This window comes from Dinoroseobacter sp. PD6, from assembly GCF_028807315.1.
GTDB classification, from domain to species: domain Bacteria; phylum Pseudomonadota; class Alphaproteobacteria; order Rhodobacterales; family Rhodobacteraceae; genus Dinoroseobacter; species Dinoroseobacter shibae.
The window spans coordinates 37,972-64,778 of sequence record NZ_JARAMN010000003.1; the positions used below are offsets into that span (position 1 = coordinate 37,972).

The window sequence follows — 26,807 nt, forward strand, 5'->3', positions numbered from 1 at the left end:
ACACCCCGTCCGCGCGCCGGTCAGCCGATCTGTTCGCCGATGAGCATCTGGGGCTGACCGCTGTAGAAATTCGGGATGTCCCCGACCGCAGGACCCGCGGCAGCAAGGCAGGCGTCGAGCGCGGCCTGGTCGGCGAAGGTGAAGGTGGCGACCGCGTGGAAGCCGGGCGGGGTGTCGGGGCCGCCCGCGAGGCCGCGGGTCACCAGCACGCTGTCGAAATGCGCGGACATGTGTTCGGTTACGATCTCCATGTGTTTGCCGGTGTAATAGGCATAATCGAAGCTGGTACCACCTTCGGTGGGGTAGAGCACTTGCAGGGTCATGGGCATGGGGGCTTCCTCCTCATTCGGCGGTGTGCCGACGGACATCACCGTAGCCAATCAGCGGGGCGCGACAAGCGGGACGTTCTGGTTGTCCGGCGCAAAGCGCGGCGGCTGAGGCGGGAGAAGCCGCTTCGAAGCGGCTTGGACAAGCGCCTTGGAAGGCGCTTGCAACGCGATTTGCAAATCGCGTGCTCAAGCCCGTTCGAACGGGCTTGGGCGCCGTGGCGGGATCAGAGGGAAAACACCAGCCCGGCCGCGAGGGTCTGGGCCAGAACCAGCCCGGAAAACGTGGCGAGGCTGCGCAGGGCGATCCGGCGATAAGCGGTGCGGTTTTTGGCGTCTTGGTGGCTCATGGCCTGTCTCCTGTCGGTTTGGTGTCGGGGGGTCGCCGCCCCCGCCCGGATGTGCGTCGCGGGGCGGGGGCGATAGGATCGGGCGGGCCTGTCAGCGGGTCAGGTAGCCGCCGTTGATCCAGACGGTCTGGCCGTTGATCCACTGGCTTTCGGGACTGGCGAGAAAGCCCGCGAGAGGCGCGATATCCTCGATCCGGCCCAGCCGCTGCTCGGTCGAGAGCCGCGCTGCGAAGGCTGCGCTCTGCTCGGTTTCCTGGGCGTGGAAGAACGGCGTGTCCACGGGGCCCGGGGCGATGGTGTTCACGGTAATAAGGCGCGGCCCCAACTCCTTGGCGAGCATGCGGGAATACTCCTCCACCGGGGCCTTGGTGCCGGAATAGATCGTGTAGCCCGGCGCGGCCCCGGCCTTCAGCGAGGTGCCGATGTTGATGATCCGCCCACCGTCGCGCATCCGCAGGGCGGCTTCGCGCAGGGAATAGAACAGCGCCCGGTTGTTGATCGCGTCGAGTTGCTCGAACTCGGCATCGGTGAACTCCGCCATCGGTTTCTTGAGGATGGCGCCTGCGTTGTTGATCACGATATCCACCCCGCCGAAGGCTTGCTCGGCGGTGTCGTACATGGCGCGCACGTTCTCGACCTGGCCAAGATCCCCCATGGTCAGGGCTGCGCGCCCGCCTGCGGCCCCGACCAGCCGGGCGGTGTCTTCGGCCTGGTCGAGGGTTTCCGCCCGGTGGTAATGGACCACCACGTCGGCGCCCATCTCGCCCATCTTGACGGCGAAGGCCCGCCCCATGTTGTTGCGTGCCCCGGACACGATGGCGACCTTGCCCGCCAAGGGGCGGGAGGGCGCGGTCTGGGCGGTTGCGGCGGTGACAGTGGCGCCGGTGAGCCCGGTGGCGCCGAGCCCCAGAAGGGTGGCGCGGCGGGACAGGTCAGGTCTGGTCTGGGTCATGTCGATCTCTCCTGTTTGGGCCGCGGGCCTGTTCCTGCGGCGATGATTGAGAGATAGGCGATGGGGTTTTCCCGCGGCAGCCGCGGGATTGACAACCTAATGTTGCGTATTTCACAACACCTCATGCGCAATGCGAGCGAGATGGCGTTCCTGAAAGTGGTGGAGACCGGCTCGGTCCGGGCAGCGGCCCGGGCGCTGGGGCAGGACCCGTCGGGTATCTCGCGTCGGGTGGCGCAGCTCGAGGCGCGACTGAACGCCAAGCTGGTTCGGCGCAGCGGCAATGCCACCCGGCCCACGGCGCAGGGGCGGGCCTATTACGCGCGGCTGCGGGCGATCATCGACCAGCTGGAAGCGCTGGAGGCGGAAATCGGCGGCGAGACCGAGACGCCCTCGGGGCTCTTGCGGGTGACAGCGGCGATCGATTTCGGGCAGGAGTTCCTGGCGCCCTGGCTGCTGGAGTTCCGCGCGCGGCATCCGGCGGTGGAGTTCGACCTGGTGCTGGCCAGCGGCTTCGTGGACATGGGCGCCAACGAGATCGACGTGGCGATCCGGGCGGGCAAGCTGCCCGACAGCAGCCTGATCGCCACCAAGCTGGCCGAACTGCCCCGGGTTCTGGTGGCCTCGCGGGCCTACGTGGAGGCTTACGGGGCGCCGCGGACGCCTTCGGATCTGCTGGCGCATCCCGCGATCTTCTTTGTCCCCGGCAATCGCAATGCCCCGCTGAAGCTGCGATCGCCGGAGGGGCAGGTGGTCGAGGTGCGGCGCAGCAACGGCATCGCGATCAACGCGGTGCGGTCGGCCGTGGCGGCGGTGCGCGCGGGGGCGGGTATCCATAGCGGGCCGCGATGGGCCTTTTCCGACCTGATCGCCGCGGGCGAGGTGGTCGAGATCCTGCCGGATTACACGCAGGACGCGTTCCCGCTCTATGCGGTGCGCCAGCCGGCGATTGTCGTTCCGGCCCGCATCTCGCGGTTCATCCCGTTCCTGCGCGAAAAGGTGCGCGGGGTGGGCGGCCTGATCGTGTCCTAGGCGCCGCTATCCGAACAGGACCGGCACCATCGAGGCGATGAGCAGCACCGCCATGGTCCAGTTGAAGGCGCGCAGCCGTGCGGGGTCGCGCAGCCAGCGGGCGACTTGCGTGCCCATCCAGGCCCAGACCGAAACCGAAGGGAAGTTCGTGGCGCAAAACGCCAGCGCCACCAGGGCCGCCCCCAGCGCCCCGCCCCCGGGGGCGGCGTAGACCGTCACCGCCGTCACCCCCATGATCCAGGCCTTGGGATTGACCCATTGGAACGCGGCGGCCTGCAAGAATGTGAAGGGTTTGCCTGTGCCTGCCCCGCCCTCGGGGGCGGCGGCATGGGCGATCTTCCAGGCGAGCCAGAGCATGTAGGCAAGGCTGGCAGCCTTCAGGAGGGTGTGGGCCGGGGGCCAGGCGACGAACACCTCGCCAAGGCCCAGCCCCAGCAGCAGCACCATGAAGGCATGGCCCAGGCTGATGCCCAGCAGGTGCGGAAGGGTGCGCCGCATCCCGAAATTGGCCCCCGAGGTCAGCACCATGAGGTTGTTCGGCCCCGGCGTGATCGAAGAGACCAGCGCGAAGGCCATGAGGGCGAGGAGTGTATCCAGTGTCATGGCGCAACCTTGCGCCTTGGGGCGCCGAATTGTATTGCGAAGATCGCGCGGAAACCAAAAAGTTTGCAACTCATGGCGAAACTGGACCAGATAAACGAAAGGATATTGCATGAGCTGAGCCGCGATGGCCGGCTCAGCAATCTCGACCTGGCGGAGCGCGTGGGGCTTTCGCCCTCGGCCTGCCTGCGCCGGGTTCAGGAGTTGGAGCGCACGGGAATCATCCAGGGCTACAAGGCGGTGCTGAACCGCGCGGCGCTGGGGCAGGGGTTTACCGTCTATATCGCGGTGGGACTGTCGGAGCATACAAAGGCCGACCAGACCGGGTTCGAGTGGGCGGTCGCCAATGCGCCGGAGGTGCGGGAGTGCCACAACGTGACCGGCACGGTGGAATACCTGCTGCGGGTGGAGGTGGCGGATCTCGCCGCTTACAAGACGTTTCACACGGATGTGCTGGGCACGCTGCCGCAGGTCTCCAGCCTGACATCCTATGTGGTAATGGACAGTCCCAAGGATGCGCGGGCTTGCTGAGCTTGGCGTCGGGTGGCGATCGGGCAAAAAAAAGCGGCGACGCTAGGGAGGAGGAAAGCGCCGCCGCATATTACAGAAAACCCAGGGAGGAGGAGGGGCTTTCTGATCTGGTTCGCGGCGCGTAAGCTTGGGTTTGCACCGCTGGGCTTCGAAGTTCGTCTCCTCGCCGCCCGTTGTTGAAGTTGAATATACGCGTATGCTGCGCTGCAACAAGACCTGTGACGACAAATCAGTTATGCAATTCCTGCATTACTCATTCTGCAATTCCGACTTACGGGGGCCTGCAAGCGCTTTGAATCGTGGGGTGAGGGGTGGAAAAAGCCCCGGCTCCCTTGTCTTGCGCATGCCTGTGCCCAATCTTTGACCAAACGGTTTGGGGGTTCACGTGACACGCGATGATATTCTTGCTGCACTTGCGAAGGTGTCGGTGCCCGGCGGCGGCGACCTGGTCTCACGCGATCTGGTGCGGGCGTTGGCGGTCGAGGGGACCACGGTCCGCTTCGTGATCGAGGCCGAGAGCGCCGAGGCCGCGCAGGGCTTGGCCCAGGTGCGGGACGCGGCGGAGGCGGCGGTCAAGGCCCTGCCAGGGGTGGAGGGCGTTCAGGCGGTGCTGACCGCGCATGGACCGAAATCCGCGCCCAAGGCTGCACCGGCGGGCGAGCCGCCGAGCCTCAAGATCGGGCGGCATCCGACGCCGGACAAGGGGCAGGGGCCCGCCAAGATCGCCGGTGTCGACCGTATTCTGGCCGTTGGTTCGGGCAAGGGCGGCGTGGGCAAATCCACGGTGTCGTCGAACCTTGCCGTGGCGCTGGCGCGTCAGGGGCGGCGGGTCGGGCTGCTGGATGCGGATATATACGGTCCGTCGCAGCCGCGGATGATGGGCGTGTCCAAGCGGCCTGCCTCGCCCGATGGCAAGACGATCCTGCCGCTGACCGCCCACGGGGTGACGATGATGTCCATTGGCCTGATGCTGGACCCGGCCAAGGCGGTGGTCTGGCGCGGCCCGATGCTGATGGGGGCGTTGCAGCAGATGCTGAGCCAGGTGGCCTGGGGCGAGTTGGACGTGTTGATCGTCGATCTGCCGCCGGGGACGGGGGATGTGCAGATGACCCTGTGCCAGCGCAGTGCGGTCACGGGCGCGATCGTAGTCTCGACCCCGCAGGATGTGGCCTTGCTGGACGCGCGCAAGGCGCTGGACATGTTCAACACGCTCAAGACGCCGGTTCTGGGCCTGATCGAGAACATGTCGAGCTATCACTGTCCCAAATGCGGGCACGAGGCGCATCTGTTCGGCCATGGCGGCGTGCGGGCGGAGGCCGAGGCGCTGGGCCTGCCCTTCCTGGGGGAGCTGCCCCTGAGCATCGACGTGCGGGTCGCGGGCGACGGGGGCACCCCGATTGCAGCCGGGGACGGGCCCGAGGCGGAGGCTTACGCCCGACTGGCCGAGGGGCTGGTGCGTGGCGGCATGGCTTGAGCCGGGCGGCCGCGGGCTGAAAATGGGATCACATGGGATAGTCCATGGGACGGTATGGGAAATTTCCGGCCGGCGCTGAGATCGCCGCCGGTTTTTCACGGGTTTCCGGGCCATCACAGACGCCAAAAAGCCGGTGATTCGGCCGGATCGGCCCGGATTTCGCCCAAAATCCCCTGTTAACCCAAAAAACTTTCACCGTGCCACGCGCGCGCGGCACCGGCTCGGTATGTCCATATCTAGAGGCGCTCGCCGCCCGAAGCCGCAAATTGAGACAAAATGTAGAGGTCTTAACGCATCTTTACTTGCATTAAGATCCCCGGTTTGCGACTGTTCTGGTGCTTGTTCCCAAACTTTTCCATTGCTTCCCAAGTTTTCCCATGGAATAAAGATCCCATCGAAAGCGACGGACAATACGCGGCACACAACGACCGCAGCCGACAAAAAGACAGGTTTCATACAGGCCCGCGCATTTCGAACGACGGTTGGCGCGACACGAGCAGACATCCCCCCAGATGGTGTCAGCGTTGATCACACCCAGTCTCTGGGTCGAGTGCGGCGGATCGGGCTATGGCAGCAGCACGATCCGCCGTTTTCCATTTCTGGCCCCTCGGGGTCGTCGGGGGGCAGGCAAAGGGGCGGGTCTGCGTGGCGCGCATGTTCCGAGGCGAAAGCGTCCACAAGGTGGACAGCAAGGGCAGGGTGTCGATCCCGGCCAATTTTCGCCGTGTGCTGGAGGATAACGATCCCCGCTGGACCGCCGGTGGCAACCCCGAACTGGTGATCGTCTATGGCGATCACCGTCAGAATTACCTCGAATGCTATACCATGGCCGCGATGGCGGAGGTCGACGCCAAGATCGCGCGCCTGCCGCGTGGCTCCAAACCGCGCCGGATGCTCGAGACGCTGTTCACCGGGCAGGCGCACGAGACCTCGGTGGACGAGACAGGGCGCCTGGTGCTGCCCGCCAAGCTGCGCGCCAAGATCGGTCTGGAGGGCGAAGCGCATTTCCTGGCCACCGGCGATACGTTTCAGATCCTGTCGCCCGAGGGCTATGCCGCGAAGATGGGCGAGATGGGCAACTGGCTGGACGATCTCGACGAAGATGTGGACCCGCTCACCTTCCTGGAGCCCACGCCGCCGCCGGGCGAGATGCACTAGCGCCATGGTCGCGGCGCAAGATCCCCCCAACGCGCCCCATATCCCGGTTCTGCTGGAGCCGATCCTCACCCGCTGCGCACCGGTCACGGGCACCTGGCTCGACGGCACCTTCGGGGCAGGGGGCTATGCGCGCGGGTTGCTGGAGGCCGGGGCGGACCGGGTGATCGGGGTGGATCAGGACCCTCTTGCGCTGGAGATGGCGGCGGATTGGGCTGGGGATTACGGCGACCGGCTGCGGCTGGTGGCGGGGAATTTTGAGGCGTTGGATGCCCATGCGGGCGGGCCGTTGGACGGCGTCGTGCTCGACCTCGGCGTGTCGTCGATGCAGCTCGACCGGGCCGAGCGGGGGTTTTCGTTTCTGCGCGACGGGCCGTTGGACATGCGTATGGCGCAGCACGGGCGCTCGGCGGCGGACCTGGTGGCCGAAGAAGATGCGGACATGCTGGCCGATATCCTGTTCCATCTGGGCGAGGAACGCGCCGCGCGCCGGATCGCGCGGGCCATCGTGGCGGCGCGGGCTGTCGCGCCGATCACCCGGACCTCGCAGCTGGCCGAGATCGTGGCGAGTTGCCTGCCGCGCCCCAAGCCGGGCCAGAGCCATGCCGCCACGCGCAGTTTCCAGGCCCTGCGCATCGCGGTGAATGACGAGTTGGGCGCGCTGGTGCGCGGGCTGGAGGCGGCGGAACGCGCGCTGGAGCCCGGCAGCTGGCTGGCGGTCGTGACATTTCATTCGATCGAGGACCGCATCGTGAAGCGGTTTTTCACCCAGGCCAGTGGCGGCGCCGGGCGTGCCAACCGCTATGCGCCCGAGACCGAAGACACGCCCGCCCGCTTCAGGCTGGAGCCGCGCAAGGCCATCGCGCCCACGGAAGCCGAGGTCGCCGCCAACCCGCGCGCCCGGTCGGCCCGGTTGCGCATCGGGCGGCGCACGGCCGCGCCGGCGATGCCGGCTGATCGCGCGGCCCTTGGCCTGCCGCATCTCTACACCCTGACGGAGACACCATGAGGACGCTGCTTTATACCCTCGCAATCGGCTCGGTGGTCGGTCTGGCCTACTGGGCCTACCAGGAGAATTTCGAGACCCAGCAGGCGCTGAAACGGCTCAGCGCGGTGCAGGCGCAGATCGGCGATACCCGCGAGGCGCTGGCGGTGCAGCGCGCGGAGTGGGCCTATCTGAACCGGCCGGACCGGCTGGCCGACCTGGTGAAGCTCAATTTCGAGGACCTCGAGCTTCTGCCGCTCACGCCCGGGCATTTCGGCCTCGTGGAGCAGGTGGCCTATCCGCGCCCGCCCTCGCTGGAGGGGGCGTTGATCGACACCATCGAGGTGAGTGAGCAGAACGTGGGGCGGCGGCCATGAGCAACCGTCTGCGCACCCCGCTGCGGCCGCTGGCCCGGATCCTGCATGCCCGCCAGACCGGCGGCAATCCCGACCTGATCGAGCGCGAGAACATCCGGCGTCGTCACGAAGCGTTGCGCGACGACTGGCGGGTGATGGCCGAGCAGCGGCTGCTGCTGGCGGCCTGTGTTTGCCTGCTGGTGTTCGGCCTTGTGGGCGTGCGGATGTGGGCCATTGCCTCGGAGCCCGTTGCCGAGCCCGTGGCGGCGGTGAGCGACGCGCGCATCGATGCCGCGCGGGCCGATATCGTCGACCGGGAGGGCCGCGTGCTGGCCACCAACCTGGTGAGCCATTCGCTCTATGCCCAGCCGCCCCTGATGACCGAACCGGAACGCTCCGCGGCGGAGCTGGCGCGGATCTTCCCGGACCTCGACGAGGCGCGGATGCGCGACTGGTTCACCGGCGAGCGCAAGTTCCTCTGGCTCAAGCGCCGAATCTCGCCGGAGCAGATGCAGGCGGTCCATGATATCGGCGATCCGGGGCTGCAGTTCGGGCCGCGCGAGATGCGGCTTTACCCCAACGGCGCCTTGGCGGCGCATATCCTGGGTGGTACTGGTTTCGGGCGCGAGGGGGTGCAATCGGCCGAACTGATCGGGGTCGCGGGGGTCGAGAAGGCCTTCAACGCGCGGCTGAGCGATCCCGCCACGGCCTCGACCCCGCTGGCGCTGTCGATCGATCTGACGGTGCAGGCGGTGGTGGAGGATGTGCTGGCCTCGGGCATGCGGCTGATGAATGCCAAGGGGGCCGCGGCGGTTTTGATGGATGTGCATACGGGCGAGATCATCGCCAAGGCGTCCCTGCCGGATTTCGACCCCAACTCCCGCCCCCGGCCCCTGACCCAGGGCGACCAGGGGGACAGCCCGCTCTTCAACCGGGCGGTGCAGGGGGTCTACGAGCTGGGCTCGTCGTTCAAGATCTTCACCACCGCGCAGGCGCTGGAACTGGGCCTGGTGAGCTCCGAGACCATGCTCGACACCACCAGCCCGATGACCTGGGGCCGGTTCCGGATCCGGGATTTCCGCAATTACGGGCCCGAACTGAGCGTGACGGACGTGATCGTCAAAAGCTCCAACGTCGGCACGGCGCGGCTCGCGCTGCAGATCGGCGGGGCGCGGCAGAAGGATTTCCTCGAACAGCTGGGCTTTCTCGCGCCCACCCCGGTGGAAATGATCGAGGCGCCGGGGGCCGTCCCGCTCTGGCCGTCGAACTGGTCCGACATCCACACCATGACCATCAGCTATGGCCACGGCATCTCGACCTCGCCGCTGCACCTGGCGGCGGGCTATGCCTCGCTCCTCAATGGTGGGACGAAGGTGACGCCGACGCTTCTGCGTCAGGACGCGCCGGTGAAGGGGCCGCGCGTGGTGTCGGAGCGGACCTCGCGGATCTCGCGGGAGATGCTGCACGCGGTGGTCGAGCGGGGCACGGCGAGCTTCGGGCGCATCGAGGGCTATGCCATCGGCGGCAAGACCGGCACAGCCGACAAGCCCCGCGCGGCGGGCGGCGGATACTATGACGACAAGGTGATCGCCACCTTCGCTTCGGTCTTTCCCGCGGACGATCCGGAATACGTGCTGGTTGTGACCCTGGACGAGCCGGTGGAGACCTCCGGCGAGGAGCCGCGCCGCACCGCGGGCTGGACCGCCGTGCCGGTCTCGGCCGAGATCACCCGGCGCATCCTGCCGCTTCTGGGATTGCGGCCCACCGTTGAATATCTCGGGGATCCTGAGATAACGCTGGTGAGCGACTGAGCAGGGAGCACGGGGACATGAGCGCAGGCTACGGGCCGAAATCGCTGGCGGAGCTGGGCTTCGCGGAACGCGGGCGCCCGGTGACGGGACTTGCGCTGGACAGCCGGCAGGTCAAGGAGGGCTACTTGTTCGCGGGCCTGCCCGGCAGCCGGGTGCACGGGGCGGAATTCATCCAGTATGCGTTGCGCATGGGGGCGGGGGCGATCCTGACCGATGCGGAGGGTGCGCGGATCGCGCGCGATGTGCTCGACGGCGCCGAGGCCACCCTGATCGTGGCCGAAGACCCGCGCCAGGCGTTTTCCGCCGCGGCCGCCCTGTGGTACGGCGCGCAGCCCGCAACCATGGTCGGCGTGACCGGGACCAATGGCAAGACCTCCGTGGCGAGCTTCACCCGGCAGCTCTGGCAGGGGCTGGGCCACGCGGCGGCCAATATCGGCACCACGGGGATCGAGGGGGATTTTTCCGCCGATCTCGCCCATACCACGCCCGATCCCCTGACCCTGCATGCGGCGCTGGCCGAGATGGCCGCGCAAGGCATCACCCACGCAGCGATGGAGGCGTCGTCCCACGGACTCGACCAGCGGCGGCTGGATGGCGTGCGGCTGGTGGCGGCGGGGTTCACCAATTTCAGCCAGGATCACCTGGACTATCACGAGACGTTCGAGGCGTATTTTGCCGCCAAGGCGGGTCTGTTTTCGCGGGTGCTGGCCGATCAGGGCATGGCGGTGATCAACCTCGACGACCCGAAAGGCGCGGACATGATGGCGATTGCCCATGGGGCGGGGGCCGAGTTGCTGACCGTGGGCACGCACAAGGACGCCATGCTGCGGCTGACCGCGCAGCGCTTCGATGCCGACGGGCAGGAGATGCGGTTCACATGGAAGGGCGTGGCGCACCAGGCGCGGCTCAACCTCGTGGGCGGATTCCAGGCCTCCAACGTGCTGGTGGCTATGGGGCTCGTCATGGCCACGGGCGCGCAGGTCGGGGATCTCGTACCGCTCCTGCCGCGGCTGGCCACGGTGCGCGGCCGGATGCAGAAGGTCGCGCGTCGCGAGAACGGCGCGACCGTGTTCGTCGATTACGCCCACACGCCCGATGCGTTGAAGACCGCGCTACGGGCGCTCCGGCCCCATGTGCTGGGCCGTCTGGTGGTGGTGTTCGGCGCGGGCGGCGACCGGGATGCGGGCAAGCGCCCCCTGATGGGCGAGGCCGCGGCGGCGGAGGCGGATGTGGTCTTCGTGACCGATGACAATCCCCGCTCCGAAGACCCCGCGCTGATCCGGGCGCAGGTGCGGGCGGGCTGTCCCGAGGCCACGGATGTGCCGGACCGGGCGGAGGCGATCCTGCGCGGGGTCGACGCGCTGGAGCCGGGTGACGTTCTGCTGATCGCGGGCAAGGGGCACGAGACGGGGCAGACGGTGGGCGACGTGGTCTACCCGTTCGACGACGCGGAACAGGCCAGCGTGGCGGTCGCGGCGCTCGAAGGGCGGCTGGCATGAGCGCGCTGTGGACCGCCGCCGAGGCGGCTGCGGCCACGGGCGGGCAGGCGCGGGGCGACTGGGCGGTCACCGGCGTGTCCATCGACACCCGCGAACTCGCGCCCGGCGATTTGTTCGTGGCACTGACCGCGGCCCGGGACGGGCATGATTTCGTGGCCCAGGCGCTGGCGGCCGGGGCGGGCGCCGCGCTGGTCTCCCGCATTCCGGAGGGTGTGGCCGAGGACGCGCCCCTGTTGCTGGTGCCCGATGTGCAGACCGCGCTGGAGGCGTTGGGCCGGGCCGGGCGGGCGCGGACCGAGGCCCGGGTGATCGCCATCACCGGCTCGGTCGGCAAGACCTCCGCCAAGGAGATGATGCGCGCGGCCCTTGCCAGCCAGGGTCGGGTCCATGCCGCCGAGCGCAGTTTCAACAACCATTGGGGCGTGCCCCTGACCCTGGCGCGGATGCCCGCGGGCACCGAGGTCGCCGTGATCGAGATCGGCATGAACCATCCCGGCGAGATCGCGCCGCTGGCCCGCATGGCCCGGCCTCATGCGGCGCTGATCACGACCATCGCCGCCGCGCATCTGGAGGCGCTGGGCTCGCTGGAGGCGATCGCAGTCGAGAAGGCGAGCATTTTCGAAGGGCTGGAGCCGGACGGGCTGGCCGTGATCCCCGGCGACCTGCCGCAGACCCCGATCCTGCGCGCCGCCGCCGAGGACGCCGGGGCGCGGATCGAGAGCTTCGGCACGGGCGCGGGCAATACCCACCGGCTGAGCGATGTGCAGGCGGTCGGGACGGCGGCGGTGGCGCGGGCGCAGCTTTCTGGTGCGGAGATGGCGTTGAAGATCGCCACCCCCGGCACCCATTTCCTGGAGACCGCGCTGGGCGTTCTGGCCTGCGTCGCGGGCGTGGGCGCAGACCCGGCGCGCGCCCTGATGGCGCTGGGGGCCTGGGCGCCGCCCTCGGGCCGAGGCACGCGGGAGCGGCTGCAGCTCGACCCGGTGATCGAGGCGATGTCGATCGAGCTGATCGACGATGCGTTCAACGCCAACCCGACCTCGATGGGCGCGGCCCTCGACATGCTGGCCCAGGCTGCCCCCGCCCATGATATCGGGCGGATCGCCAAGGGGCGCCGGATCGCCATTCTGGGCGACATGCTGGAGCTCGGCCCGGACGAGGCCGCGATGCACGCCGCGCTTGCCGCCCATCCCGCCATGGCGCAGATCACCCTGGTGCATTGCGTCGGGCCCCGGATGCAGGCCCTGCACGCGGCCCTGCCCGAGGACAAGCGCGGCCGCTGGGTCGAGACGGCGCAGGCGCTCGTGCCCCACGCGCATGCGCTGGTGGACGCGGGAGACGTGGTTCTGGTCAAGGGATCCAAGGGCAGCCGGGTCAGCCTTGTTGTTGACGCCCTGCGCAAACTTGGGCATCCCGCATCCCGGTATGAGAGTTAAGGATTTCTGAACATGTTGTATTGGCTGACCTCGATTTCCGATGGCGGGGACGCCTTCAACCTGTTCAGGTATATCACCTTTCGCGCCGGTGGGGCGTTCTTCACGGCGCTGATCTTCGGCTTCATCTTCGGCCGTCCGCTCATCAACCTGTTGCGCAAACGGCAACGATTCGGCCAGCCGATCCGCGAGGACGGTCCCGAAAGCCACCTGGAAACCAAGCAGGGCACGCCGACCATGGGGGGCCTGTTGATCCTGTCGGCGCTGACGCTGGCGACGCTGCTCTGGGCGCGGTGGGACAACGGCTATGTCTGGCTGGTGCTGTTCGTGACGGTCAGTTTCGGACTGATCGGGTTCATGGACGACTTCCAGAAGGTCACCAAGAACTCCCATGCGGGCGTGTCGGGGCGGGTGCGGCTGGCCATGGGGTTCGGTATCGCGGGGATCGCGGGGGCGGGGGCGCTGCTGCTGCATCCGGAGCCCTTGGCGGGGCAACTGGCCCTGCCGGTGTTCAAGGACACGCTGATCAACCTGTCGATCCTGTTCATCCCGTTCTGCATGATCGTGATCGCGGGTTCCGCCAATGCGGTGAACCTCACGGATGGTCTGGACGGGCTGGCGATCATGCCGGTGATGATCGCCGCCGGAACGCTCGGGGTCATTGCCTACGCGGTGGGGCGGGTCGACTTTACCTCTTATCTCGATGTGCATTACGTGCCGGGCACGGGCGAGATCTTCGTCTTCACCTCGGCGCTGATCGGGGGTGGGCTGGGCTTTCTGTGGTATAACGCGCCGCCCGCGGCCGTGTTCATGGGCGACACCGGGAGCCTTGCGCTGGGCGGTGCCCTGGGGGCCATCGCCGTGGCCACCAAGCACGAGATCGTGCTCGTGGTGGTGGGTGGCATCTTCGTGGTCGAGGCGCTGTCGGTGATCATCCAGGTCGCCTATTTCAAGAAGACCGGCAAGCGCGTCTTCCTGATGGCCCCGATCCACCACCATTTCGAGAAGAAGGGCTGGCAGGAGAGCCAGATCGTGATCCGGTTCTGGATCATCTCACTGATCCTGGCGCTGATCGGGCTGGCGACGCTGAAGGTGCGCTAGGCCAGTGGGCTAGTCATCCGCGTCCTTGTCGGCGCCGTCCCCGGCGTCTCGCTCCGCTGCGAGCCGCGCCAGCCTCTCGGACAGCTCGGCACTGAAGGCATCCTGACCCATTGGTGTCCTGCGCCCGTCGGGCGTGTGGGGCCGTTCGATCTGCGCACCGTCGGGCGCTTCGGCAAAGAATTTCAGGCCGGTCTGGAAACCGATGGCGTCTCTCACCGCCCTTTGGTGCCGCCTTTCCAGCCGCGCTGCGGCTGTTTTGGGCCGTGGAAAGCCGCGCCGGTTGATGTCCCGGTCACGGCGGACGTCCGCACCAACGACACCCACGTCGATATCGCTCCGGTAGTCGGCCTTGTCGAAGCCCGCCGGTTTCTTGCGCGGTGGGTTGGGGTAGTCGGCCCCGCGGAAATCGCGGCTGCCGTCCCCTGATTTTCCTGTGACGCTGCTGCCGCGCACGATGATGCTGCGATGCCGGTTGGCGACGGCCACCGGACGCGTGGCGTCCCGAAACTCTTTCATCGAGCCGAAGCCAAGCGGATAGCCGCGCTCACTCGGCGTGAGGGGGCGAAGAGGGGCAGGCGGGGGGGACGCGCGCTGGGGCGCGCGTGACCTAAGCGGCGGCGCTGTGGGGGGTGCGCTGGACCCCGCTCCGCTTGCCGGGGCCGCATCGGCCGTGGACGTACTCGCGGATGCGCTTTCCGCTTGGCTCTTGGCTGCCGCGGCCAGCCGTTTGTCGGCGGCTTCAGCTTCTTCGCGCGATTTGTAGCAGATATCGGGCGCGTAGGAGGAGGCATAGGTCCTGGGATATGCGTAGCTCGACTCCTTGCCCAGAATGACCTCCCGCTGGATGACACCGGCGGCGGGTGTTGCAAGTACCGCGCCGAACATCGCACGTTGCCGGGCGAGTTGTGCGACGACCCTTGGACTGGTGTCGAGTGCGCCGGGCGAGATTGAGCGGCGCGATCTGTGCGCCGCCACTGCGCCTGCGGGGGGTTTGACCCTGCCTTTTTGTGCCATTTGTTCCTCTCTGCCTGCGCGCCCGGCCCAAGGTGACGTGGACGGCAGCATATGCCGAGGAAACCGGCACTGTCAGCCCCGCTGCCCGCGCCGGGTCAAAAAAAGGTTTACGTTAGGGTAAAAAAAGCTGTTCAAACGAGAATTGTTGTGGAATCGTGAACTCCACAAAGTTTTTGCTGTACCGGCCCCTTCATTCGCTGCTGAGGGAGGGGTGCGTTTTCCAAAATGTAATTGACATAAGGCGTGCTCCATTATGGCGTATGCCTTGGGGGGAATAATGGCAGATACCGATAAGGACTCGGCTGCGGCATCGAAAGCCAAGACCGCGTCTGCACGCGTGGGCACGAAATCGAAATCTTCATCACCCAAACCCGATGCGTCCGCGACGCCGGATCCGAAAGCGGCCAAAGAGGCCGCCAAGGCGGCGAATGACGCCAAGCGCGCCGCGGAGCAGGATCGCGACAAGCAACAGGACGAAGAGGCCCGTGCCACGGCCGAGTTGACGCTGGAGCAGGCCGCCGCCGCCCAGACCACAGCCATGGCCGCCGCCGCCGCCGCCTACACCCAGACCACGGGGCAAGCCCAGAAGGCCAAGGCTGCGGCGGACAAGGCCGTCACCGAGGCCGAGAAGGAGCTCAAAGACCCGCAGGACGATGTGGATGCGGCCACGAGAGCCGCGCAGGCGGCCGAGGATGCGCTGCCAGACTTGAAGAAGGCGGCGCAGTCGGCCAAGGACGCGGCGGTCAAGAAGCAGGCCGCGCTCGATGCGGCCAAGGCGGCACAGACGACTGCGATTGCCAAGAACAAGGTGGCGCAGGACGCCCTGACCGCGCTGGCGGGGATCGCAAACGACGACGACCAGATGGCCGACGTCAAGGCGGACGTGCAGAAGAATGCCTATGCCATGGCCAGGAGCGTCGTGCAGGCCCAAATCGCCGTCAACAAGGCACAGAACGAGGTGGACGAGGCGGCAGCAGCCCAGACCAAGGCCGAGCAGGACTATGCCGACGGCAAGGCGAAGGCGACCGCGCTCACCGCCGATCTCGCGGCCAAGCAGGCTGTGCTCGACAAGGCGCAAGCCACTCTGGACGCGGCAAAAACCGCGGCCGAGGCAGCCGAGACCAAGCTCGGGATCGCCATGAAAACAGCCAGCAAGAAGATGGCGCTCGACAACGCCACGGCAGAGGCGGATTTCGCCGCGGCCAAGGCGACCTACGCCGCCACGCTCGCCGATATCGCTTCGAAAGCATCCTGCCGCATGGTGGCGGCAAGCTGACACGGTGGGCGCGCGACGGGTGGGGCGCGATGCCCTGCACCGGGCCCGCGCCCTGATTTCGCGCCACACCATCGGAGGTAGGCATGGCACAAGAGAAAACACCCGGCGTTTACATCAAGGAACTGCCCGCGTTCCCGAACTCGGTGGTCGAAGTGCCAACCGCGGTGCCGGTCTTCATAGGGTATACCGAGCGGGCCATGCGCGGCACGACGAATGTCACGAACATGCCAATCCGGCTTACCTCCATGGCGGAGTACATGAAAATCTTCGGCATGGGGCCGACGCCGGAATACACCTTCGCGGTGGATGATGCAGGCAAGATCACCCTGACCGCCGAGGCCAACAGCCTCTACAATCTCTTCAACGGGATGCGGCTGTTTTTCGACAATGGTGGGGGGCCATGCTGGATCGTGTCGATCGGCAACTACTCGGGCGACGAGAAGGCCGCGGACGCCTTCGGGGACAAGGTTTGGGCGGCCCTCAAGAAAGAGCCGGAGCCGACCATGGTCGTCATCCCGGACTCGGTGCTGATGCCCTCGGAGGCTGAATACAAGAAGATCTGGGACAAGGCGTTCCCCCATTGCATCGCAATGCAGAACCGCATTGCGATTCTCGATGTGTTCAACGGTTTCAAGCCCCGCAATTCCGACGACGGGATCGATGTCATTTCCGACGAAAAGGTCGGATTTCGCCAATTGATCGAGTACGACAATATGAGCTATGGCGCGGCCTACTACCCTTTCGTGAACACCAATCTATTCGGTCCCACGGACGTGAATTACCTCAACATCACGAAGGACAGCCGCAAGGATCTTGCCGATCACATCACCAAGGAGTTCTCCGGGGCGGCCGACAAGGTGGTCAAGGCGATCAAGGCATATCTGGATACGATGAACGGGGATGACACCTCCGACGGCGTTGTGACCAAGACCCACCAGGCGTTGGCCAGCATCAGCGAAACCTACAAGCAGGCGATGCTCGACCTGATGGACGCGATGAACCTGCAACCGCCCTCGGCGGCGATGGCCGGGGTCTATACCCGCACCGATAACGAGATCGGCGTGTTCAAGGCACCCGCGAACACGGGCATCATGGACGTGATGTCGCCCGCCGTCTCGATCAGCGACGAGGAACAGCAAGACCTCAACGTGCCACTGGACGGCAAGGCGATCAATGCGATCCGGTCGTTCCTGGGGCGCGGGGTGTTGGTCTGGGGCGCGCGGACCCTCGACGGCAACAGCCAGGATTACCGATATATCAACGTGCGCCGCACGCTGATCATGCTGGAGCAATCCATCGCCACGGCCGCGGAATCCTATGTCTTCGCGTCCAACGATGCGAACACCTGGCTGACCGTGCGGACCATGATCGAGAACTTCCTCAACAACCAGTGGAAGTCCGGCGCGCTGGCCGGGGCCACGCCTGCGGAGGCCTACCAGGTCGATGTGGGGTTGGGGTCGACCATGACCGGCAATGACATTCTCGACGGTTACATGCGGGTCTCGGTCAAGGTGGCCATCGTGCGCCCGGCCGAATTCATCGTGATCACGTTCCAACAGAAGATGCAGACGTCCTGACGGGCGCTTAAGGGAGGCACAGCATGGCTGATGCAGGAGACAAGCAGGGCGCCACATGGCCGCTGCCGAAGTTTTACTTCAGCGTCAATCTTGGCGATCCGGGGCAGATCCCGTTTCAGGAGGTCTCGGGCCTCGACACCGAGTCCGAAGCGATCACTTACCGCGCCGGCGACAACCCGGCCTTCAACGTCATCAAGATGCCGGGGCTGATCAAGTCCGGCAACGTGACCCTGAAGAAGGGCATCTTCGTCAGCGACAACCGTTTCTGGACCTGGTTTGAGCAGATCAAGCTGAACACGATCAAGCGCCAATCCGTGGTCATAAGCCTGCTGGATCAGACCAACAAGCCGACCATGGTGTGGAAGCTCGCCAATGCGTTTCCGGTCAAGATCACCGGCACGGACATGAAGTCCGACGGCAACGAGGTGGCGGTCGAGACGCTGGAGCTCGCCCACGAGAAGCTGACGATCGAGAACGGGTAAAAGGGTCGGGCGATGACCTATTACCCCCCTGTCGCCTTTTCCTTCACAGTGCGGATCGCGGGCAACGCGGCAGTGGTGGACCAGGGGTTCCAGGAGGTTTCGGGGCTGACGGCCGAACGGGCCATGACCCCGCTGGAGGAGGGGGGGGAGAACCGGTTCGCGCACAAGCTGCCCGGCAAGGTCAAGTTGCCGAACCTGGTGTTGAAACGCGGAATGATGCTGGCCAGTTCGCCGCTGTTCACCTGGTGCAAGTCGGTCATCGAGGGCGATCTGGGCGTGCCGATCGAGCCCAAGTCCCTGTCGGTGTCGCTGCTCGATGCCAAGGCCAAGCCGACGATGAGCTGGTCGGTCGTCGAGGCCTGGCCGGTCAAGTGGACCGTGGACAGCTTCGATGCGCAGAAGAACAGTATTGCGGTCGAAAGCATCGAGCTCGCCTACCAGCGGGTCGAACGCAAGATCAACCAGATGCAGAAGGCCAACACGCCCGGCACCTGACGGGCCGGGCCGGACGGATGAAAAGGGGGGGACATGCCGGTCGAAATTCGAGAGATCGTGCTGCAGGCGCGGATCGTGGACAGCCCGTCGCAGGAGGCCCAGGGCCATGGGGAGGACCCGCAGGCTGCGGCCCGGCTGAAGGCAGACATCCTGGCGAGTTGCGCGAGGATGATCCGCGAGGAACTGACCCGCAGCCGGACCCGGTAGGGCGGCGGCCATGCTCTCCAAGCTTCAGATCCAGGCGTTTTCTGACAATGAGCTGCGGTCGCAGACCGGCAGCTACAGCTTGCAGATCAACCCCAACTCCCTGTCGCACAGCCACTCGGCCAGCTTCGCGCCCGCCAAGGACAACGACGCGGCGGGCACTGTTCTGAAATTCCACACCCAGAACGCCGAAGAAATGTCGTTCGACTTCGTGATCGACGCCACCGGCGTGGTGCCTGGCGTGACCGATGTGGCCAAGGAAATCGAGAGCTTCCGCACCCTCGCCTATACCTACCAGGGCGCGCAGCACAGCCCGAACTACCTCAAGATCGTATGGGGCGGGCTGACCTTCAACTGCATGCTCACCAGCCTGAAGATCGCCTACCAGCTCTTTGCCCCTTCCGGCGCGCCTCTGCGGGCCCAACTCAGCGTGGCGTTCCGACAGCACCTGACGCCCGAGGACCTCGCCCGACTGGGGGACAAGAAATCCGCCGACCTGACCCATGCTCAGGTGGTCACCGCGGGCAGCACCCTGCCGCTGATGGCCTACGGGGTCTATGACCGGCCGGACCTTTATCCGCAGGTCGCGCGGGCCAATGACATGAACGACCTCGTGCATCTGACCGCGGGCCGGGCGCTGAACTTCCCGCCCTACGAGGAGAGCCGCCATGACTGAGAGCGTCTGGCTGCCGAATGCGGATCTCGTGACCTCCGAGATCAAGACCAACGGGGCGACCATCCCCGACATCGTGATGGTGTCCGGCATCAGCGTCCACCACCGGCTCAACCGCGTGCCCGAGGCGGTGATCAACATCGCCGACGGGAGCCGCGCGGAGGCCGATTTCCCGGTCAGCGCCTCGTCCACCTTCGCGCCCGGTGCCGAGATCGAGATCCTGCTGGGTTACCACAGCAAGAACCAGAGCGTCTTCAAGGGCATTATCGTGGGCCAGCGTATCCGGGCGGACCCGGGCGGGGGTACCTATCTGGAGGTGCTGTGCAAGGACAAGGCGGTCGCCCTGACCGTGAGCCGCGCGGCGGCCCAGTATCTCGACATGAGCGACAGCGACGTGATCGCGAAGATCGCGGGAGATGCGGGGCTGAGCGCGGATGTGACCGCGACCAGCCTGAAGGTCGCCCAGCAGGCCAGGGCCAACAGCTCGGATTGGGATTTCATCCTGTCCAGGGCCGAGGTGAACGGGATGGTTGTCACGGTGGAGGCGGGCAAGCTGACCGTGGCGCCGCCGAAATTCGATAACCCGGTGCTGAACGCCACCTATGGCGACTCGATCCTCGATTTCGACCTGGAATTGTCGGCCACGGCGCAGCTCGACAGCGTGACCGCCCAGGCCTGGGACCCCAAGACCCAAGCGGTGATCACCGGCACAGGCGCCGAGCCCACGGTCAACAAGCAGGGCACCCTGACCGGCGCTAAGTTGTCCGCCGTGCTCGGCGGGCCGAGCGCCACCCTGCAGGGCCCCGGTGCCGAGACCGACGATGCCCTGGCCGAATGGGCGAGTGCCTGCCTGCTGAAATCCCGCATGGCGCGCTATGCGGGGCAGCTCAAGGTGCCCGGGAACCCGACCCTGAAACCCGGCACCCAGATCGAGCTGGCCGGGTTGGGCGCGGTGTTCAATGGAAGTGCCTACATGGTCGGGGTGCGCCATACGCTCGCAGAAGGGAGCTGGGACACACAGCTCGAATTCGGCCTGTCGCCGGACTGGTTTGCCGAGGCGCAGCGCGATGTCAGCCCCGCGCCGGCGGCCGCGGTCCGCCCCGGTGTCACGGGGCTGGAAATCGCCACCGTGCTCAAGACCGACGAAGACCCCGAGGGTGAGCGCCGGATCCAAGTCTCGATGCCCCTGCGGGTGGGCGGGGACCTGGGGGCCTGGGTTCGGATCGCCAGCCCCTATGCCACCAACAACGCGGGCTTCGAATTCCTGCCCGAGATCGGCGACGAAGTGGTGCTGGGCTTTCTGCATGGCGACCCGGACAGCGCGATCCTGCTGGGGGCGCTGCATTCCAGCAAGAACCCCGCCCCGGTCGTCCCCGATGCCGAGAACACCATCAAGACCCTCGTGACCAAGGCGCAGCACAAGGTCACCTTCGACGACGACAAGAAGATCATCACCGTCGAGACCCCGGGCGGGCACAAGATCGTGCTGAGCGACGAGGATACTTCCGTCACCATCACCGACAGCAACGACAACAAGCTGGAAATGTCGGGTTCGGGCATCGCCATGACCTCGCCCAGCGACATCACCATCTCCGCCGACGCGTCGGTGAAGATCTCGGGCGCCAGCGGGGTGACCGTGTCGTCGGACGCGGATGTGAGCGTGAAGGGCATGAACGTCTCGGCCGAGGCCGATATCGGCATGACCGCCAAGGGCGGCGCATCGGCGGAGTTGTCGGCCAGCGGCGAGACCACGGTCAAGGGCGCCATGGTGATGATCAATTGAGGAGACAGCAATGCCGCCAGCAGCGCGACTGACAGACATGCACACCTGCCCGATGCAGACCCCAGGGTTGCCGCCGATCCCCCATGTGGGCGGCCCGATCTCGGGCCCAGGCGTGCCCACGGTCCTGATCGAGAAACTGCCCGCCTCGGTGGTGGGCGACATGGCGATCTGCGTCGGCCCGCCGGATTCGGTGGTCAAGGGCTCGGGCACCGTGATGATCGGCGGCCGGCCCGCCGCGCGCATGGGCGATACCACGGCCCATGGCGGCTCCATCGTGCTCGGTGCGCCCACCGTGATCATCGGGGGCTAAGCGGATGTCCGATCCCGCACAGAGTTTTCTCGGCCGGGGCTGGTCCTTTCCGCCCCGTTTCGATGTGGCGCTCGATGGCCAGGGCCGCGCGTCGGGGCCGGGGGCGCTGACCATGGTGCGCGATCACGAGGATATCCATGAAAGCTTGCGGGTGTTGTTCTCGACTTTCCGCGGGGAACGCCTGTTGCAGCCGGAATACGGCGCAGGGCTTGCCGGGGATGTGGACACACCGCTGAATGCCACGCAGCTCGGCGCGCTGCGCTCCAGGATCGAGCACGCGATCCTGTTCTTCGAGCCGCGGATCAAGCTGCGCAGCGTCACCCTCGACACCGCCCGGGCGGCCGACGGGGTGCTTGCGATCCATCTCGACTACGACGTGCCCGCGATCAACTCGCGCAGCAACATGGTCTATCCGCTTTACATCAAGGAGGGCACGAATGTCCGAATGCCCTAGGGCGGTCTGACCGTCCGATGACCCGCCCGTCCCCCCATACCGCCCATACCGGGCACCTGTCCCGCGCCGCGCGGGCGCCCGAGGCTCTGGCCACGGATTACTTTCGGCTCGATGAGCGCAGCCGGGCGCAACTGGTGCACACGGCCACGGGGCTGGCGCGGCTGCTGACCTATTACGATGCGCAGAACCGACCCCATGGCCCGCGGCCCGAGGGGCAGGGCGCGTGGGAGGCGTTCTTCCGCCATGATCTGACTTTCCTTCTGGCCGAGATCGCCTCGGTCGATGCCGCCCTGGAATATCGCGCCACCATGAGCGACACCGCGCCGCAAGCGATGTGCCGCCGCGTGGTCATGGACACGGTCCGGATCTGGGACTGGCGCGACCGCGCGCGCGAGATGGCGGTGTTCGCAGCCCCAGACAGCCTCGTGGCGGATGTCGCCCATACCCTGTCCCGGCCCGACCAGACCGAGCTGACCAGCGCGCCCTTCACGGCGCTGCGCCGGGCGCTCGATCCCCTGGAGGTCGAAGCGCGGGCCGAGGCCGCCCGCCGTCTCGGCCCGACAGAGGTCTTCGCGGCTGCCTTGCCCGATCCTGCGGCGCTGTCGCGGGCGGTCAGTGCGGCGAACCGTGCCACAGCGCAGGTCGCGCTGGCCGCCGAGACCTATCTCGACCGCGCGCTGGCCGAGCGGCGCAACCATCCCGGCCATCTCGGTCTGTTCCTGGCCTTCGTGGACCTGTTGCAAAAGGCGCAAGCCGACTTGAACCGGATGACCGACCGGCATCTCGAGTTCTATTTCCGCAAGGTTCTGCGCAGCGCCCCGCAACCTGCGCGCCCCGACAGCACCCATGTCACCTTCGCGCTGGCGCCGGGCGCGCGCGCGCTGACCCTGGAGGCGGGCACGCCATTGGTGGCGGGCAGCGGCGCGGGACCGGAGGCGGCGATCTTCGAGCTTGACCGCGCGGTCGAAGTGACCGCCGCCCGTGTCGCGCATATCCGCGCCGTGGCGGTGCAGCGCAACATGGCCCTGCGGGATCGGGGTGGTGCGCCCTTCGTCGAGGCGGTGGATGTCTACCCGGTGGCCAATTCCGAAGACGGGCGGGGCGCGCCGCTCGCGGACCCGGACCTGGGCTGGTCGCCTTTCGGTCCCGGGCTGGACGCGCCGTCGCATGTGGGCTTTGCCCTCGCCGCGCCGATCCTGGAGCTTGCGGGCGGGCAGCGCGACATCACCGTGACGCTGGCCTGTGATCCCAAGGGTGAGAGCACGCTGGCGCGCGCATTGGCCGAGTACGAGGCGGTGCTCGCCGACCGCTACCAGGGGGCGCCGGAGGACACCGGCTCAGGCAAGCTGCCCCCTGACATTTTCGCGAAGTTTCTGGCCGAGGCGGTGCGGGTGTCGATCACCACCGCGACCGGCTGGCATCCGGTGTCCGAAGTCACTCTCGGGGCGGATCCCGACGACCCCGATGCGCTGCGCCTGCGGCTGTCGGTGCCCGCCACCGCACCACCGCTCGCGTCCCATCCCGACACCCATCCCGAGCCTGTGCTGCGCGTGGTCCTCAATCCCGCCGCGCGGGCGTTTGCCTACTCCCCGCTCCACCGGCTGCGCGTGCTGGGCGCGACCCTCGCGGTGCAGGTTACGGACCTCACCACCCTGAAGATGGAAACCGATATCGCCCCGGTGGCGCCGGGAAAGCCCTTCGCGCCCTTCGGGCCCATGCCCCTGCCGCGGGCACGCCTGACGGTCGCCGCGCCCGAACTGGCACGCAAGCAGCCGTCGCAGCTGCGCCTGTGTTTCCACTGGACCGGGCTGCCCCTGCCGCCGGAGACCTTCGCCAGCCATTATGCGGGCTACGCGCCCAAGCTGAGCGAGACCGATTTTCGCGCAAGCCTGGCGCGCAGCGACGGGGTGAGTTGGCATCCGCTGCCGGTGCAGGGGCCTGGCGTTGCGCGCCCGGAGAGGGACGCGCCGCTCTTTGGGATCGATGCCAAGGGCGGCGTGGCCACCGAGACCGCGTGGCATGTCCCCCACCTGCCGCGCCCCGAGGGGCGATCCGACCCCGCGGCCTCCGCGCCCCTCGCCCGGCCCGACACCAGGCCCCCCGGCACGCTCCGGGTGGAGCTGACCGGCCCGCGATTCGGCTTCGGCCAGCGGCTCTATCCCGAGCTCCTCGCCGCCGCGGCGATGAAGCCCAAGCCCGGCGCCCTGTCCAAGGCGCTGAAGGCGGTCACGCCCAAGGCGCTGGCCAAGGACACCGAGGCGCCGCCGCCCAGGCCGCCGCTGTTGCCGCTGCTGACCGGGGTCGGTCTGAGCTACCGCGCCGCCGTGCGTTGCGAGACCCTGGGCGAGGGCGATCCGATCGCCTTCTACAACTTGATGGTGCATGGTCCGATGCGCCCCTCCGGCAGCCGGCGCCTGCTGCGCGCGGATCTCGACGTGGACGGCTACCTGATGATCGGTCTGGAGCGCACCCGCCTGCCGGAGACGGTTTCGCTCTTCTTCGACATCCGCGACAGCCTTGCCGAAAGCTGGGCGCCCGGCGATCCCGGCCCGCGCCCCGGAGTGTGCTGGTACTACCTGGGCGCGGGCGGCTGGCGGGAAGTGTCCGCGGGTGCCCTTCGCGAGGACACCACGCACGGGCTGACCACCCGGGGCGTGGTCGAGATTGCCCTGCCGCAGACCGCGCAAGAGACGGATCAGTTTTCCGACGCGCCCCTGGTCTGGCTTTCGGTGGCGTTGCGCGGCAATCGGCGCCGGTTCGGCAGGATTGTCGACATCACCACCCACGGCGTGCGTGCCACCCGCCGGATCACCGCCGCCCCCGGCGTGGTCACGGCGCAGGCGGGCGCCGCGCCGCACTTGCCCGCGGGCCAGATCACCCGGTTTCTCGCCGCGCGCCCAGCCATCGCCAAGATCACCCAGCCCGTGCCCAGTAGTGGCGGCCGCGCGCCCGAGCGCGATGCGGCTTTCCGGGTGCGGCTGTCCGAGCGTCTCGGCCACAAGATGCGCGCCCAGCGGCCGATGGATTATGCCCGCATGGTGCTGCAGGAATTCGACGAGATCGGCGATGTTCGCGTGCTGCCCGATGGTGCGGGCGGGGTGGAGGTGGTCGTGGCACCTGTCCGCGCGCCCGACCGCCCGACCCGGTTTCCGCGCGTGCCCCTGCACCTGCGCGCCGAGATCGCCGCATGGCTGGCCGCGCGCAGTTCTCTGCCAGTGGCGCGGATCGACGTGCGCAACCCGTCCTACGAGACCATCCGCGTGCAGGCACACCTGGTGCCGCGACCGGGCAGCGTCGCGCTGTCGGTGACCGATGTGACGGCTCATGTGGCCGGGTTGATCGCGCCCTGGATGCAGACCCGGGACGCCCCGATGCCGATCGGGCAGGCCCGGCTCGACGTGGCCATGCTGCTGCAACATCTGCGCGCCATGCCCGGGTTGGAGGAGGTCCTGGGCTTCTCGGTGCTGCATGTCTTTCGCACCCGGCGTGCCAATGGCAGCGCGCTGGGGCCGCACGGGTTCAAGGACAGTGCCCGTTTGCGCGACGCGCCCGACGGCGATCGGGCGGCGGTCCTGCTCGGGGCGACGCCGTCCTCGGTCTTCGTGCCTGCGCGCCGTCACCTGATCTCGATCCTGCCGCCGCGCACGGGTATCGGCGACCTGGAGGTCGGGGCGGATTTCATCGCCGCAAGTCCCGCCAAGCTCGCCAGCTACAGCGCGGATCCCGCAAGTCTGCCGCTGCGCCCGAGCCCTGCGGGGATCGGCAACCTGACCATCGGGGAGGATCTCATCCTGACCCGTCTCGAAGACACGCGCCCCCCGGCCTTCGCCCCTGACACAAGACACCACGCGCTTGATGCGGTGTTCCTGGTAAAGTGAGCTCGTCCCAGTCATGACCATAAAAGTCGACGACCTGATCAAGAACTTCTCCGACGGCAAACTGCCGACCGGGGAGAACTTCGCCGATCTGATCAATTCCATGGTCCACAAGGACGATTTCACCAAGGCCCAGCAGGCCTTCGAGGACTTCAAGGCGCGCGGCGAGATCACCCTCGGGCCCAGCCCGGGCCAGTGGCAGTTGGGGGTGAACGAGGACGCACAGTTGCGGGTGCTGGAACTCGACGCCGAGGGCAAGCCGCCCGCCAGCGCCGAGGCGGGCGACATCCTGCTGGGTGGCTGGGTCAATGCCGCCGGTCGGCTGGGCCCGAAGCTCGACGCCTATGCTTTCGAGGAGGGGCAAACCGAGCTGCCCGTGGCGCATATGTCGAGCGTGGCGAGCGATGGCGGCTGGCATGACATACTCGCCATGCCGGGCCGGCCCTGCGCGTTCGAGATCACGGCGGCCACCGCCCGGACTGTGTATCCCGCGACCACCGGGTTCGGGACAGCGTTCAAATCCCTGCTCGGCATCACGACGGAGCCCAATGGCATCGCCCACGGGACCTGCACGGCGGTGGGCGGGCATCGCAAACCGGCGCTCTCGCTGACCAGCCAACCCTCCGCAGAGGGGGTCGGCACCAGCCTTGCCCTGTTTCTCGGCATCATCCTCGGTCTTTTCCTGCTGGGTCTGCTGCTGATCGGCACCCAGGCCGAGGGTGCGGCGCAGGACGCGCTGATCCGGGCGGCGGCGCAGCTCGAACAGGGGGTCGGCAGTCTGATGACCAGCCTGCGCATCACCGGGGTGGAGGCCAGCGAGGTGGTGACGGTCTACCTGCCCCTCGCGGTGCTGGGCCTGGCCGGGCTCTACCTGTTGCGCCAGCTCAACCGCCTGCGCCATCTGAAATCCCGCGCCGTCAGCCTGCGCTGGAAGAAGGCCGGAGGCAGTGCGCTGATGGACGACCGGACATGGACCTTGCAACTGCGCGGCCCGCCCCTGCCGCCGGGGCCGGAGGAGGCCAAGGTCTATTACACCATCACCAAGCTCTGGGCCTGAGGGGC

General features: G+C 67.3%; 26 protein-coding genes. 21 read left to right on the plus strand and 5 right to left on the minus strand.

Annotated elements, in window-relative coordinates; genetic code table 11:
• Nucleotides 1-20: 20 nt before the first annotated feature.
• The 3 genes from PVW48_RS05900 to PVW48_RS05910 form a co-directional block, all read right to left on the minus strand.
• Nucleotides 21-329 carry an EthD family reductase gene (locus tag PVW48_RS05900; RefSeq protein ID WP_012179147.1) on the minus strand — a complete coding sequence of 103 codons (309 nt, stop codon included), beginning with the start codon at nt 327-329 and terminating at the stop codon, nt 21-23.
• Nucleotides 330-553: 224 nt separating this feature from the next.
• The gene (locus tag PVW48_RS05905) at nt 554-676 is read right to left on the minus strand and encodes a hypothetical protein (RefSeq protein WP_012179146.1); all 123 of its coding nucleotides are present in this window, start codon (nt 674-676) and stop codon (nt 554-556) included.
• Nucleotides 677-767: 91 nt separating this feature from the next.
• A complete protein-coding gene (locus PVW48_RS05910; RefSeq protein ID WP_274580679.1) occupies nt 768-1,628 on the minus strand; it encodes an SDR family oxidoreductase in 861 nt (286 codons plus the stop codon).
• Nucleotides 1,629-1,751: 123 nt separating this feature from the next.
• Here PVW48_RS05910 and PVW48_RS05915 point away from each other — a divergent pair, with 123 nt between their 5' ends.
• On the plus strand, nt 1,752-2,657 hold the full coding sequence (locus tag PVW48_RS05915; protein ID WP_274580680.1) for a LysR family transcriptional regulator: 906 nt from the start codon (nt 1,752-1,754) through the stop codon (nt 2,655-2,657).
• 6 nt (nt 2,658-2,663) lie between these two features.
• On the opposite strand, the gene PVW48_RS05920 is transcribed toward PVW48_RS05915, so the two are convergent.
• A complete protein-coding gene (locus PVW48_RS05920; protein ID WP_012179143.1) occupies nt 2,664-3,260 on the minus strand; it encodes a LysE family translocator in 597 nt (198 codons plus the stop codon).
• Between the two features lie 72 nt (nt 3,261-3,332).
• Between PVW48_RS05920 and PVW48_RS05925 the strand changes: the two genes are divergently transcribed.
• From PVW48_RS05925 to mraY, 9 genes are all read left to right on the plus strand, one after another.
• Nucleotides 3,333-3,788, plus strand: coding sequence for an Lrp/AsnC family transcriptional regulator (locus PVW48_RS05925; protein ID WP_274580681.1), 456 nt, complete (start codon nt 3,333-3,335; stop codon nt 3,786-3,788).
• 385 nt (nt 3,789-4,173) lie between these two features.
• The gene (locus PVW48_RS05930) at nt 4,174-5,262 is read left to right on the plus strand and encodes an Mrp/NBP35 family ATP-binding protein (RefSeq protein WP_274580682.1); all 1,089 of its coding nucleotides are present in this window, start codon (nt 4,174-4,176) and stop codon (nt 5,260-5,262) included.
• Nucleotides 5,263-5,907: 645 nt separating this feature from the next.
• Nucleotides 5,908-6,420 carry a division/cell wall cluster transcriptional repressor MraZ gene (gene mraZ / locus PVW48_RS05935; RefSeq protein WP_274580968.1) on the plus strand — a complete coding sequence of 171 codons (513 nt, stop codon included), beginning with the start codon at nt 5,908-5,910 and terminating at the stop codon, nt 6,418-6,420.
• A 4-nt stretch (nt 6,421-6,424) separates the two neighbouring features.
• On the plus strand, nt 6,425-7,426 hold the full coding sequence (gene rsmH / locus PVW48_RS05940; protein WP_274580683.1) for a 16S rRNA (cytosine(1402)-N(4))-methyltransferase RsmH: 1,002 nt from the start codon (nt 6,425-6,427) through the stop codon (nt 7,424-7,426).
• A complete protein-coding gene (gene ftsL, locus PVW48_RS05945; protein ID WP_012179138.1) occupies nt 7,423-7,779 on the plus strand; it encodes a cell division protein FtsL in 357 nt (118 codons plus the stop codon). Before rsmH ends, ftsL begins: the two co-directional genes overlap by 4 nt.
• Nucleotides 7,776-9,569 carry a peptidoglycan D,D-transpeptidase FtsI family protein gene (locus PVW48_RS05950; protein WP_274580684.1) on the plus strand — a complete coding sequence of 598 codons (1,794 nt, stop codon included), beginning with the start codon at nt 7,776-7,778 and terminating at the stop codon, nt 9,567-9,569. Before ftsL ends, PVW48_RS05950 begins: the two co-directional genes overlap by 4 nt.
• 17 nt (nt 9,570-9,586) lie before the next feature.
• Nucleotides 9,587-11,068 carry a UDP-N-acetylmuramoyl-L-alanyl-D-glutamate--2,6-diaminopimelate ligase gene (locus PVW48_RS05955; RefSeq protein WP_274580685.1) on the plus strand — a complete coding sequence of 494 codons (1,482 nt, stop codon included), beginning with the start codon at nt 9,587-9,589 and terminating at the stop codon, nt 11,066-11,068.
• Nucleotides 11,065-12,504 carry a UDP-N-acetylmuramoyl-tripeptide--D-alanyl-D-alanine ligase gene (locus tag PVW48_RS05960; protein ID WP_274580686.1) on the plus strand — a complete coding sequence of 480 codons (1,440 nt, stop codon included), beginning with the start codon at nt 11,065-11,067 and terminating at the stop codon, nt 12,502-12,504. The genes PVW48_RS05955 and PVW48_RS05960 overlap by 4 nt, the downstream gene beginning before the upstream one ends.
• A gap of 12 nt (nt 12,505-12,516) precedes the next feature.
• Entirely contained in the window at nt 12,517-13,602 is a 1,086-nt protein-coding gene (gene mraY, locus PVW48_RS05965) for a phospho-N-acetylmuramoyl-pentapeptide-transferase (protein WP_012179134.1), read from the plus strand.
• Nucleotides 13,603-13,611: 9 nt separating this feature from the next.
• Here mraY and PVW48_RS05970 read toward each other — a convergent pair whose 3' ends face one another.
• Nucleotides 13,612-14,487 (minus strand): hypothetical protein, encoded by an 876-nt coding sequence (locus tag PVW48_RS05970; protein ID WP_274580687.1) that lies wholly within the window; start codon nt 14,485-14,487, stop codon nt 13,612-13,614.
• Nucleotides 14,488-14,893: 406 nt separating this feature from the next.
• On the opposite strand from PVW48_RS05970, the gene PVW48_RS05975 reads away from it, so the two are divergent.
• The 11 genes from PVW48_RS05975 (at nt 14,894) to PVW48_RS06025 (ending at nt 26,802) form a co-directional block, all read left to right on the plus strand.
• Nucleotides 14,894-15,892: a hypothetical protein gene (locus PVW48_RS05975; protein ID WP_274580688.1), complete on the plus strand. Its 999-nt coding sequence runs from the start codon at nt 14,894-14,896 to the stop codon at nt 15,890-15,892.
• Between the two features lie 83 nt (nt 15,893-15,975).
• The gene (locus tag PVW48_RS05980) at nt 15,976-17,469 is read left to right on the plus strand and encodes a phage tail sheath family protein (RefSeq protein WP_274580689.1); all 1,494 of its coding nucleotides are present in this window, start codon (nt 15,976-15,978) and stop codon (nt 17,467-17,469) included.
• Between the two features lie 23 nt (nt 17,470-17,492).
• The gene (locus tag PVW48_RS05985; protein WP_012179130.1) at nt 17,493-17,951 is read left to right on the plus strand and encodes a phage tail protein; all 459 of its coding nucleotides are present in this window, start codon (nt 17,493-17,495) and stop codon (nt 17,949-17,951) included.
• 12 nt (nt 17,952-17,963) lie between these two features.
• Entirely contained in the window at nt 17,964-18,446 is a 483-nt protein-coding gene (locus PVW48_RS05990; protein ID WP_274580690.1) for a phage tail protein, read from the plus strand.
• Nucleotides 18,447-18,479: 33 nt separating this feature from the next.
• The gene (locus PVW48_RS05995; protein WP_274580691.1) at nt 18,480-18,653 is read left to right on the plus strand and encodes a DUF5908 family protein; all 174 of its coding nucleotides are present in this window, start codon (nt 18,480-18,482) and stop codon (nt 18,651-18,653) included.
• A gap of 10 nt (nt 18,654-18,663) precedes the next feature.
• Nucleotides 18,664-19,326: a CIS tube protein gene (locus PVW48_RS06000; RefSeq protein ID WP_274580692.1), complete on the plus strand. Its 663-nt coding sequence runs from the start codon at nt 18,664-18,666 to the stop codon at nt 19,324-19,326.
• Nucleotides 19,319-21,106 (plus strand): type VI secretion system tip protein VgrG, encoded by a 1,788-nt coding sequence (vgrG, locus tag PVW48_RS06005; protein ID WP_274580693.1) that lies wholly within the window; start codon nt 19,319-19,321, stop codon nt 21,104-21,106. The genes PVW48_RS06000 and vgrG overlap by 8 nt, the downstream gene beginning before the upstream one ends.
• A 10-nt stretch (nt 21,107-21,116) precedes the next feature.
• The gene (locus PVW48_RS06010) at nt 21,117-21,416 is read left to right on the plus strand and encodes a PAAR domain-containing protein (RefSeq protein ID WP_012179126.1); all 300 of its coding nucleotides are present in this window, start codon (nt 21,117-21,119) and stop codon (nt 21,414-21,416) included.
• Between the two features lie 4 nt (nt 21,417-21,420).
• Nucleotides 21,421-21,870 carry a GPW/gp25 family protein gene (locus PVW48_RS06015; RefSeq protein WP_012179125.1) on the plus strand — a complete coding sequence of 150 codons (450 nt, stop codon included), beginning with the start codon at nt 21,421-21,423 and terminating at the stop codon, nt 21,868-21,870.
• A gap of 17 nt (nt 21,871-21,887) precedes the next feature.
• Entirely contained in the window at nt 21,888-25,748 is a 3,861-nt protein-coding gene (locus tag PVW48_RS06020; RefSeq protein ID WP_274580694.1) for a baseplate J/gp47 family protein, read from the plus strand.
• 13 nt (nt 25,749-25,761) lie between these two features.
• On the plus strand, nt 25,762-26,802 hold the full coding sequence (locus PVW48_RS06025) for a hypothetical protein (protein ID WP_274580695.1): 1,041 nt from the start codon (nt 25,762-25,764) through the stop codon (nt 26,800-26,802).
• Nucleotides 26,803-26,807 lie beyond the last annotated feature (5 nt).